The 10,919-nt window shown below is 54.5% G+C and carries 11 protein-coding genes; 6 read left to right on the forward strand and 5 right to left on the reverse strand.

The genetic code is table 11. The annotated features are described in order from the left end of the window. Positions 1-4: 4 nt before the first annotated feature. Positions 5-1,156, forward strand: coding sequence for a 23S rRNA (cytidine(2498)-2'-O)-methyltransferase RlmM (rlmM, locus tag KP814_RS23840; protein WP_253938600.1), 1,152 nt, complete (start codon positions 5-7; stop codon positions 1,154-1,156). A gap of 87 nt (positions 1,157-1,243) precedes the next feature. Here the strand turns inward: rlmM and KP814_RS23845 are convergent, their stop codons facing one another. After that, positions 1,244-1,528 carry an antibiotic biosynthesis monooxygenase gene (locus KP814_RS23845; RefSeq protein WP_216739121.1) on the reverse strand — a complete coding sequence of 95 codons (285 nt, stop codon included), beginning with the start codon at positions 1,526-1,528 and terminating at the stop codon, positions 1,244-1,246. A 120-nt stretch (positions 1,529-1,648) separates the two neighbouring features. Here KP814_RS23845 and tusA point away from each other — a divergent pair, with 120 nt between their 5' ends. Then, a complete protein-coding gene (gene tusA, locus KP814_RS23850; protein WP_216739122.1) occupies positions 1,649-1,912 on the forward strand; it encodes a sulfurtransferase TusA in 264 nt (87 codons plus the stop codon). Between the two features lie 4 nt (positions 1,913-1,916). Here tusA and KP814_RS23855 read toward each other — a convergent pair whose 3' ends face one another. After that, on the reverse strand, positions 1,917-2,804 hold the full coding sequence (locus KP814_RS23855) for a DMT family transporter (RefSeq protein ID WP_216739123.1): 888 nt from the start codon (positions 2,802-2,804) through the stop codon (positions 1,917-1,919). Between the two features lie 44 nt (positions 2,805-2,848). After that, complete coding sequence (dsbD, locus tag KP814_RS23860) at positions 2,849-4,768, reverse strand: protein-disulfide reductase DsbD (RefSeq protein WP_216739124.1); 1,920 nt, start codon at positions 4,766-4,768, stop codon at positions 2,849-2,851. 411 nt (positions 4,769-5,179) lie between these two features. Between dsbD and KP814_RS23865 the strand changes: the two genes are divergently transcribed. From KP814_RS23865 to pdxB, 3 genes are all read left to right on the forward strand, one after another. Next, positions 5,180-5,722: an elongation factor P hydroxylase gene (locus KP814_RS23865; protein WP_216739125.1), complete on the forward strand. Its 543-nt coding sequence runs from the start codon at positions 5,180-5,182 to the stop codon at positions 5,720-5,722. 234 nt (positions 5,723-5,956) lie between these two features. Further along, positions 5,957-7,138, forward strand: coding sequence for a DEAD/DEAH box helicase (locus tag KP814_RS23870; RefSeq protein WP_216739126.1), 1,182 nt, complete (start codon positions 5,957-5,959; stop codon positions 7,136-7,138). Between the two features lie 30 nt (positions 7,139-7,168). Beyond that, on the forward strand, positions 7,169-8,314 hold the full coding sequence (gene pdxB, locus KP814_RS23875; protein WP_216739127.1) for a 4-phosphoerythronate dehydrogenase PdxB: 1,146 nt from the start codon (positions 7,169-7,171) through the stop codon (positions 8,312-8,314). Position 8,315: 1 nt separating this feature from the next. On the opposite strand, the gene KP814_RS23880 is transcribed toward pdxB, so the two are convergent. Beyond that, the gene (locus tag KP814_RS23880; RefSeq protein WP_216739131.1) at positions 8,316-8,516 is read right to left on the reverse strand and encodes a PA1571 family protein; all 201 of its coding nucleotides are present in this window, start codon (positions 8,514-8,516) and stop codon (positions 8,316-8,318) included. Between the two features lie 422 nt (positions 8,517-8,938). On the opposite strand from KP814_RS23880, the gene KP814_RS23885 reads away from it, so the two are divergent. Further along, the gene (locus tag KP814_RS23885; protein WP_216739128.1) at positions 8,939-9,634 is read left to right on the forward strand and encodes a flagellar brake protein; all 696 of its coding nucleotides are present in this window, start codon (positions 8,939-8,941) and stop codon (positions 9,632-9,634) included. A 111-nt stretch (positions 9,635-9,745) separates the two neighbouring features. On the opposite strand, the gene htpX is transcribed toward KP814_RS23885, so the two are convergent. Then, entirely contained in the window at positions 9,746-10,627 is an 882-nt protein-coding gene (gene htpX, locus KP814_RS23890) for a protease HtpX (RefSeq protein WP_216739129.1), read from the reverse strand. Positions 10,628-10,919 lie beyond the last annotated feature (292 nt).

The following is a 10,919-nucleotide window of genomic DNA, read 5'->3' on the forward strand; positions in this document are numbered from 1 at the left end:
CCGGATGTCGCAAAAATACCCTACCAGTTCTTCCCGTAAACGTTCCCCTTTAAGCTCCGGCAAATACTCCGCCATCGGATTGCTCGCCTACTGCCGGCCTGGATTTGAAGCGGAGTGCGCCCAGGAGCTGCAAAATATCGCTTCGCTGCAGTTTGTATACGGTTACTCGAAAATAGAAAAGGGATCGGGCGTTGTATTCTGGCGCTGCTCCCAAGGCAACGCGCTGGATGTATATAAAGAGATAGAGGTGAGTCGCTGTATTTTTGCGCGGCAGGTGTTTTGCGCGTTGCATGACCTCGAAATTGAAGACCCTAAGGACCGTGTCTCGCCAGTGGTCGAAGCGCTGCGCGCCGGCGGCGCATTTGGGTTCCTGCATATTGAAACGCCGCTGGAAGATGAAGCGGGTTCTCTGCAGAAACTGGCCAAGAAGCTGACGGCGCCGATGAGCGCGGCGCTGCGCAACGCAGGCGTATTGAGCAAGGCCAAGTCGGATGAACTCCCCCAGTTGCATCTGGTATGCCTGTCTGGGCAACACATCATCGCCGCCTTGGCGATTTATCCCAACAGCAGCGCTTTGCCGCTGGGCATTCCCCGTCTGCGGTTTCGCAATGAGGCGCCGAGCCGCTCCGCTTTGAAAATAGAAGAAGCGTTTCTGACCATGTTGACCCCTGCGGAGCGTGAGTTCGTATTGAAGCGCGGGCAGCGGGGCGTGGATCTGGGCGCGGCGCCAGGCGGTTGGACCTGGTATATGGTGTCCCAGGGCGTGAAGATGACGGCGGTCGATCATGGCTCCTTGCAGCAAGAGCTTCTGGAAGATCCGGCGGTGACTTACGTCAGCGATGATGGATATGTCTATAAGCCGCAGAAAAAAGTCGATTGGGTCGTATGCGATATCGTGGATAAGCCGAAACGGACAATGGAGCGAATGGCGGACTGGCTGTGTTATGACTGGACCACCTATGCGCTGTTTAATCTCAAACTGCCGATGAAAACGCGCATGGATGAAGTGGAAGCCTGTCTGCAACGCTTGCAGGAACGCCTTCTCGGCGCTGACATTGAGTCGGAAGTGCGCGTGAAACAGTTATACCATGATCGCGAAGAAGTCACTGTATTGGCGCTCACAGGGCATTTTCTGACTGCTTTCCAGAAGCATTAACGCGTTACCCGCGAAGACCTAAATCAGAGGCATTCGGGGCATAAGGCCCTGAGTCTCTGGTTGTTGCTCAGCAGACTTCTTCTTCCTTTAAGAGTGTTCCAGGATGGTGACTTTTTCTTCCCTGTCCATCATCGGGATCAACTCCGCCATCAGCGCTTTACGTTCATCCGATGTCTGCCAGGACTGCCAGTCCTGCACGGAGCGCCAGGTCGACCAGATTACCCGGTCGTTGGGTTCGTTGGCGTTACGCAGGGATTCGCCAGATAAAAATCCAGGCGCCTGCACGGCCGCTTGCAGGATCTTTTTCGCGGTGTATTCGTAATTGGTTTCCAGGGTCTTGGCGATATGGCGTTCGATCAGCACGCGGATCATGTAGCTACCCTCCGGTTTAGCAGCGCTTGTTTGTTATGAGTATAACAAGCAATCCCATGCAATTGAGGTCGATGCGGCGTTGAAGGTGTATAATCGCCGCCACGAAATGGAGAGGTTGCAATGAACGACAGCAAGAACGAAAACGTAGATTACTCGATCGACAGCGTCATGGATGTGTGTGGTCTGTTTTGTCCCGAGCCGGTCATGATGCTGCACAACCGCATCAATGACGTGGAAGTGGGGTGCGTTATCGAAGTATTGGCGACAGATCCCTCCACCCAGAGAGATATCCCCAAGTTTTGTCAGTTCCTGGGGCACGAATTGCTGGCTTTAGGTGAGCGGGACAAACAGTTTTTTTATCACATCCGTAAAGTTGGCGGCTGAAGCGTCAGTCTTTGGCGGTCGCAATCACCGGTTTTCTGGGGCGACTATAGAAGAAGGTCAGCGCGCCAGCCAGGACAATCAGGCCGCTTCCGATCCAGAGTTCCAGATAAATTTCCTCACTCCAGATTAACCATCCCAACAGGCCTGCAATCGGCAGCGACGCATAGCTGTACAGGCCTATTTTGCCCGGCGACGCCAGTGTATAGGCGTGAGTGGTTGATAACTGACCGATTGTCGCCAGTATGGCGAATAGAAACAGCCAAAGCAGGGTGACCGGCTCCAGCGCCCGCCAGTACCAGAGCATGGGAATGCAGGACAGTAGCGTGCTGAACAGGTTGAAATAGAAAACAATACGGACGCTGGGTTCGGTAGCGCCTAAGCGACCGATGACCACTTTGGCTCCGGCGGCGAACAGAGCTCCGCACAATCCTGTGAGAATGGCGAGTTTCCCCGCGGCGGCAAGGCTGTCTGGTTGCAGGATAATCAGGACGCCAAGGAACCCCAATCCCAGAGAAAACGCCAAAACCGGCGTTGGACGCTCGCGTAGCCAGATCCAGGCGATGACTGGAATAAATAGCGGCAGCATCAGTTTCAGCATGGTGGCTTCCGCCAAACGAATGGACGCGAAGGTGTAAATCAGACAGGAAAAGGCGGCGACGCCAAGGGCGGCGCGGAGAAAATGAAGCGGCAATCGCTCGGTTTTGAAAGCGCTATGTCCAGAACGGAGCAGCAGGGGAGTCAGAAACGCCAGACCGAAGAGATTGCGGAAAAACACCATCTGCCAGACATGGGCTTCCAGGCTGATATGTTTCACCACCATGCCGGTAAGCACGAAAAAGCATTCGCCGAGAATGATGAACGCCACTCCCCGCAGAAAACGATCTTGCGGCATGCGCTGACAACCCTTGAAGATGGATGATTGCGACGCCGGGCAGTTTATATGTCTTTGACGTGATTAAGAAGCGCGTTTTTGGAGATTTCGCCCAGGAAGCGTTTGGGCGCCAGCTCCGCGCCATTGGCGTCAAAGAAGACGAACGCGGGAGGCCCGAATATGCCGTAGCGCTTGAGCAGCGCCTGATTGCCTTGGTCGTTGTCAGTGACGTCCGCCTTGATAAGATGAAAGCGGCTGAGTCCGGCTTGTACTTCGGGCAGGACGAAGGTTTCCCGCTCCATGATCTTGCAGCTGATGCACCAGTCGGCGTAGAAGTCCACCATAACGGGTTTGCCGCTGGCGGAAGCTTTGGCGACTTCCTGGTCTAACTGCTCTGGTGAAGTGACTTTGACGAAAGACAGCTGCTGTGTGGAGGAGCCGCCTGTAGCCGCCGCCGCGGATTTGATCGCGTAGGGCGCCAGAGGTTGCAGCGGGTCGTTAGCGCCTGCCGCTGCGCCCAGCATCAGCGTGACGGCGTAGACAAAGAACACCAGCCCCAGGCCTTTGCTGAGTTTCTGCCAGCCGCTCCAGCCAGATTCGACGTTGGTGAAGGCGCCCATGTAAACCGCAGAGACGCCGATCAATACCGCCCACAAAGTCAGAGTGGCTTCCGGCGGCAGGATACGCTCCAGCATCCAGATGGCTACACCCAGCAGGGCTACGCCAAAGACATGCTTCACATGCTCCATCCAGGCTCCGGCGCGGGGCAACAGTTTGGTGCCGCCAGTGCCGAGTATCAGCAGCGGCAAGCCAATGCCCAGGCTGAGACCGAACAATGCCATGCCTCCTTTGAACGCCGAGCCCAGGTAAGCCGCATATCCCAGCGCGGCGATGAGCGGCGCGGAAACACAGGGCGACACCACTAGTGCGGACAGCAGACCCATAATAAAAACGCTGAAGATTTCTCCGCCTTGTTGCTTGCTGTTCAGGCCGCTGAGTTTATCGCGCAAAAACGAAGGCATCTGCAGTTCGTAGAAGCCAAACATGGATAAAGACAGCAGCACAAATAACCCGCTGAACAGAATCAAAATCCAGGGTTTTTGCACCTGCGCTTGAATATTGGCGTCCTGGCCCAGTTCGCCGAAGTGGCCGGCGGCGGCGCCCAGCGCGGTATACACAGCGGCCATGCCCATGATGTAGCTAAAGGACAGAATAAAGGAACGCAGCATGGTGACTTCTTTTTGCCCAACGATGATGCTGGACAGAATAGGCACCATGGGGAACACGCAAGGTGTAAACGCCAAACCAATACCCACGGCCATCAGGATGAAAAAGCTGAATAACAGGCCCTGGGCGATGAGGTAGTCTGTAATCGAGGTGGATGAGGTGAAATCAACGTCTGCGGCCTTGCTTGGGGCTGGCGTGCTGGAAGTGACCGCGGTGCCTGAGCTATTTTGACCTGTAGAGGGAGGAGTGGATGAGGGGGCGTCGTTTGTCGTTGCAGTTGGCGCGGGACTATCCGACTCCGTTCCGATAAACAACGTCGTTTCTGTCTGCGGCGGATAACACAAACCGGCTTCCGCGCACCCCTGATAGCGCACTTTAAACTCAACTTCAGCGCCTTCCTCCGCCGCCACTGGCACGCGGATTGTAAGCTCATCGTGGTAGACGTAGACCATGCCGAAGTAGGGATCTTCCTTTTCCTCTCCAGGGGAGGAATAGGTCCAGCGCCCTTGTGTTACGCCCTCTGCGTCTGTCGTCACTGACGTGCGGTCTTTGTACAGGTAATAGCCGTCAGCAATCGCCCAATGCAGGACTAACTCGTCCCCTTCCACCGATGACGTGAACCGGTAGGCTTCCTCTACGGGCAGGAATTCCGGTTCGGCCAGAAAACCGCTGTTGTCGCCGAACAGGTTATTTTCCGCTCTCACCGTGGCGCAGCAAAACAGCGTCAGTATGAATAGGGCTCTGAGTAGTAGGGGCATGTTTCTCGCTACTGGTGCTTAAAATTAATAGTGGCGCTATCCGGCGCTCCTGTTCCCCGGGCGTCCCTTCGGTTGCGCGGGTATGGACTGGTTCAATATGACAATTTACTGGGTTGAAGGTTCAAAAAACTTGAACTTCTCGTTGAAATTACAATTGATTACCTTATCCATAAAATCGATAATCGGCCATCATAATCCAAGGCCCCTGTCTGCGCGACTTTCTGCGGTTAAGTTAAACTATTTTTAAGATCCGCCTGAATGTGTCGCAACGCCTATACTCTAAGTGCTTCGCACGGGCGATGGGGCGTCCAGTAAGACGGGCATGCCGCCCGGCTTGATTGTAGCGACACGGAGCTGTCACGCATCGGGGTTTTTTACGCGTTGTCGAGTTATTCCAGATTAGACTTCTCCATGCCGGCCGCTACGGCGCATGACTTACAGCTTTTATTCGACGGCTTGTTCCGGGAAACATTGAATACAGTGCTGGTGCGGGGAGAAGGCGAGCCTATTTACTTACCCGCTTCCGCGACGGGCGGTTGCAACGAAATCCACTTTGCTCATGGCTTTGTGAACAGCGCTTTGCATGAGATTTCTCACTGGTGCATCGCGGGTGAAGCGCGTCGCAAGCTGACTGACTATGGGTACTGGTACGAGCCCGATGGCCGCAGCGCCCAACGTCAGGCGGAGTTTGAGCGGGTTGAAGTCAAGCCGCAGGCGTTGGAGTGGATTCTGGCGGAAGCCTGCGGCATAAAGTTTTTTATCAGTTTCGATAATCTCGACGGTCAAGGCGCCGCCGGGGAAGAGGCCTTCAAGGCCGCCGTTCATGAACAGGCGCGACGCTATCTGCAAGAAGGGTTGCCGCCGCGCGCCCAGCAACTTCTGGACTGTTTTTTGGACACATACTTAGGGCGGGAAAATTTCGGACTGTCTCTGTTTGCACTGGATAAACTATGAATGTTTGCGGAGATCCCGGAATAACCCAAATAAGCGGTGCGCGATGGAGCGTCCGCGGATAAGCTTCTCAATATCCCATTCACCGGCCCTCGCGCGAAGAACGGGCGGTTGGCGAATGAGGCGTTGGCGGGCTTGTTTTAAACAACTTATTGCAAACATTGCAGGTCCAGTCGCCCATCGCATAAAGTATGTGGTTTGGACTACGTCGGTTTGCCGGGAATATCTTCAAAAATCATGACAGTTAGTGATCAAACGACGGATAACGCCGTCCTCTTTTCTTCTCTGAATTTACATCCAAAACTTGAGCAGGCTATTCGCGATCTGAATTTTGAGCGCTGCACTCCGATACAGGGGCAGACGCTGCCGCACACGCTGCAGGGCGTGGACCTGATCGGTCAGGCGCAGACAGGCACCGGCAAGACCGCCGCGTTTCTAATCACCATTCTGCAGCGACTGGTTTCCAATCCGATCCCAGCGGAAGAGCGCTTCTCCAGTGAGCCGAGAGCCCTGGTGGTGGCGCCGACCCGGGAACTGGCGTTACAGATCGAGAAAGACGCCTGCGCGCTCGCCAAACACCTGAAATTGAATATTATCTCCGTCATCGGCGGCACCCAGCTGGATCGCCAGCGCAGAAAGCTGCGGGATGAAGCTGTGGATTTGCTGATCGCCACACCCGGACGTTTGCTGGACCATCTCACCAGCGCCGATATTTACCTGGATCAGGTGGAAGTGCTGGTGCTGGACGAAGCGGATCGCATGTTGGACATGGGCTTTATCCCTGACGTCAAACGCATTGTCCGGGCGACGCCGAGAGAGCGGCAGACCCTGCTGTTCAGTGCGACCTTCAGCGAAGACATCAAGAATCTGGCGCGTCGCTGGACCGAAGAGCCGGTGGAAGTCATGCTGGCGGTGGACCATCTTCCCGCGAAAACCGTGGATCAGCGCGTATACATGGTGGAAAGCAGCGCCAAGCGTAAGCTGTTGGTGAACCTGTTGAAAGACAGCGAGACTCGCCGTGTGATCGTATTCTGTAACCGCCGTGATGAAACACGAAGCCTGTCGGAAGCCTTGAATCGCCATTCTATCAAAAATGAGCTTATCTCCGGCGAATTGCCCCAGCAAAAACGCTTGAAGACACTGGAGCGCTTTCGTAAAGGCGACTTCCGCGTGTTGGTCGCCACTGATGTCGCGGGCCGTGGCCTGCATATCGATGGAGTGACTCACGTGGTCAATTACAATCTTCCCGACGACCCGGAGGATTACGTACACCGTATCGGACGCACCGGGCGCGCAGGCGCGACGGGCGTCTCCATCAGCTTCGCCTGTGAGGACGATTCCTTCCTGATTCCGGAACTGGAGAAATACCTGGGTCATGAGCTGGCTCTGATTCACCCGGATGATGATTTACTGCAGTAGCCGAGCATACCGACCAAGAGGAAAGGGAAGATGAAAATAGTTGCAGATGAGAATATTCCGCTACTGCAGCCGTTTTTCGGATCAATGGGAGAAGTTCATACGCTTCCGGGGCGAGAAATCAGCAACGAGCACCTGCGTGACGCTGATGTGCTGCTGGTGCGTTCCGTGACCAAGGTGGACGAGCGACTGCTGGAAAATACCGGCGTGAAATTTGTCGGTTCCGCCACCATTGGTTGCAACCATGTCGACATGGACTACCTCACTTCACGGGGAGTGGGGTTCAGCAATGCGCCGGGCTGTAACGCCAGCGCAGTGGTCGAGTATGTGGTGAGCTGTCTGTCCGTACTGAGTGAGCAGTTGGGTTTTGAGCTGGAAGACAAGACCGTAGGCATTATCGGGCGCGGAGAAATCGGCGGGCGTCTTGAACGCGCGCTGACCTTGCTGGGGCTTGAGGTGAAATCCAATGATCCTCCCAGAGAGGCCGCTGGTGAGCAGAATCTGTTTTCTCTGGAAGAGGTGTTGCAGTGCGACATCATCACCTTGCACACGCCACTGACGGATTCCGGCCCCTACCCAACCCAGGGTTTGCTGAACGCGGCGATGATCGAGAACCTGCGTTCGGACCAAATTCTGATCAACACCTGTCGCGGTGAAGTGATTGACGAAGCCGCGCTGAAGGGCCGACTGCAAAGGGGCGATGGTTTGACCGTCGCGCTTGACGTCTGGAACAATGAGCCCGCCATTGATGTGGAGCTGGCTATGCTTTGTCACTTCGCTACGCCGCATATTGCGGGCTACACGCTGGATGGTCGCACGGCGGGAACGGAGATCATTTACCAACACCTGAGTCGCTATCTCGGCTTGCCGGTGAGACACAAACTTGGGCAGTTTTTGCCTGAGCCGCCGCTGCGGAGAATGGCGTTTTCCTCTGGAGTAGATCCAGACTGGGCGTTGCACACTGCGATCAGAGCAAGCTATGACGTGCGTCACGACGATAGTCAGCTAAAGCGCACCTTGCGCCTGGATGCGCCCATGCGGGCTCAAGAGTTTGATCGTTTACGCAGAGAGTATCGCGTGCGCAGAGGGTTTGATCGCATCAAGATTGAACTCAAGGGCGGCAAAGCGGACCTTCTCGCCACCCTGAGCGCGGTTGGGTTTAATCTTAGCTCGAAGTAACTCAGCCTTTCTGCCGCTGGCGCATATTCATGTGCTGGCGGCTCCACGGATTCCAATTATCTTCCATCGCTTTCAGCGCCTGCTGAATCATGGCCTCAGTGATGGGGATCTCTTCACCGTTTTCCGTAATGATGGCGGCGCCGTTCATGCGTTCTTCGTCGCCAGTCTCGCTTGCCGATTTACGCCAGTTGTTCGCTTGCATTTGCCCGGACCTCCAGAGTTTGCACCAGCCTAAACTTGTCTCATGACGATCCTGTGACACGAGATGGACATCTGTTTTCAGGACTTTTCACTCTCGGCAGACGTCCTTATCTCTAAAATTAGCCCATGGCGTCTGCTTGAGCCATCAGGCTCAGGAAGGCTTTCCCAAGGCATTATCGACAGAAAATGCGAAAAAGCTCGAAAAGTGGACGATAATATATTGAAAGGCAAACCAACCTGAATTGGCGCTTATTTGTGAATCATTGCAAAAAAATGACCATTCGGGCTCACAAGCAGCGACAGGCGGTCGATACTAAACTGTCGAAATTATCGTCACGGAAAGAGGCGATCAATCCATTCCGGCATGAACAAAGGCGTTACAATGTAGACGTCGCTGGATACTAGTCTTGGAGAAATGGCTGAGTGGGTGATAAAGCAGCGGTGTATTCTCCCAAGGATGTGGAAATACCATTCGAAAAGCTGGGACTGCAAGTTGGCGATCCTTTACATCTGGAGAGCATGGACCAGAGTGCGCGCTATCATGTGCGCCTGATTGGGTTTGTGCCCGGGCAGAGCGTGATGGTCACCACGCCTGTGGTGGACGGCAAACAGCTGATTTTGAAAAAGGATCGGCCGTTTACCGTGCGCTCTGTGGCGAAGAACAAAGTGTGCGCCTTCACCAGTCAGGTTAAACACATGGCGCTACAGCCTTTCGCCCATATTCATCTGGAATATCCCAAGGAGCTGCTGGCGCTGCAAGTGCGCAACGCCGAACGACTCAAAGTCGAAATCCCCACTCAGGTCAACAGCGATTTCGATACAGGGTTGGGCGACTGGCCGAAAGAGGCGGTGATTATCGATATCAGTAAGACCGGCGCCGGAGTAAAGTCCATCGTCAAACTGGGGGACGCCGGAGAAGAAGTGATTCTGCGTTTTACTTTGACGGTGGCGGATATCACCAAGACGTTTAACGTCAATGGCATCATCCGCAATCGCACTATTCTGGAGCAGGATGATGCGCCTTTCAGGTATCTATATGGCGTTCAGTTTACCGGATTGTCAGATGCGGCGAAGATCGTCATCAGCGGCTTTGTGCACGAGCTGCAATTGTCCAAGTAATCAACGGCAATCGTCAGAAATGGGAAAGCCCGGCTCAGGCTCCGGGCTCTTTGAGACGAAATAGGCGCTAGCCTATTTCAGGACTAGACAGGGTAAGTCCTTCTCTGGCTCTTAGCGGTTGGCGGCAAGCGCGGCGATACGCTCATCCAGAGGAGGGTGGCTGGAAAACAGCGCTTTGAGTCCCTGTTTAACTCCCTCGGTTATTCCAAAAGCGGTCAGTGTGTCTGGCATTTCATTTGGCATCTGGGTTTCGGCTTGCAGGCGTTGCAGCGCCGCAATCATCGCGCCGGAACCAGCCAGTTTGGCGCCCATGGCGTCGGCGCGGAATTCACGTTTACGGGAAAACCACATGACGATTATCGACGCGAGAATACCCAATATAATCTCGGCGAAGATGGTGGTGATGAAAAAGCCGATGCCGTGACCGTTTTCATTTTTGAAGACAGCCTTGTCCACAATATTGCCGATAATGCGGGCGAAGAACATCACAAAGGTGTTAATAACGCCCTGTATCAGCGCCAGAGTCACCATATCGCCGTTGGCGACATGGCCGATCTCATGGGCCAGCACTGCGCGAATTTCGTCTTTGGTGAAGCGTCGCAGTAGCCCCTCGCTCACCGCCACCAGGGCGTCGTTCTTGTTCCAGCCGGTCGCGAAGGCGTTTGACTGGTGTGCGGGAAAGATGCCGACTTCCGGCATATTGATGCCCGCTTCGCTGGAAAGCTCTTTTACGGTGTCCAGCAACCAGCGCTCTGTCGCATCACGGGGTTGCCCGATTATCTGGGTGCGAGTGGACATCTTCGCTATCCACTTGGACAGGAAGAGCGAGATCATCGCACCGCTCATGCCGAATACGGCGCAGAAGATAAGGAGCGAGGTGAGATTCAGTCCGCTGCCCTGCAGATAGGGTTCAACCCCCAAAAGCCGCAACGTCACGCTCGCTACAAGCACTACAGCAATGTTGGTTGCCAGAAACAGTAGAATCCTGAACATAGTCGCCTCAAACTAAAGGGATAAGCCTACTGGGAAAATATGTTTCGGGTGGGGGAAAATCAATAAATCAGGGATTAAAGATTATTAACCGATTAGGGCGCAGGAGGATGCGCCCTATTTTGAGGTTAAACTCTAAACGTAGCCTAGGGAACCTCTGAATAACCCCAAGAATCAGTCATAATACGGCAGCCCAACTCAGCAGGAACACTTTTCATGGAACAGATGACTTTCTCCGAAGCCGAATACCAGAATAAAAAGCGTAAGACCCGCCGGGAAATCTTTCTGGAGCGGA

Source organism: Hahella sp. HN01 (genome assembly GCF_018986435.1).
GTDB lineage: Bacteria > Pseudomonadota > Gammaproteobacteria > Pseudomonadales > Oleiphilaceae > Hahella.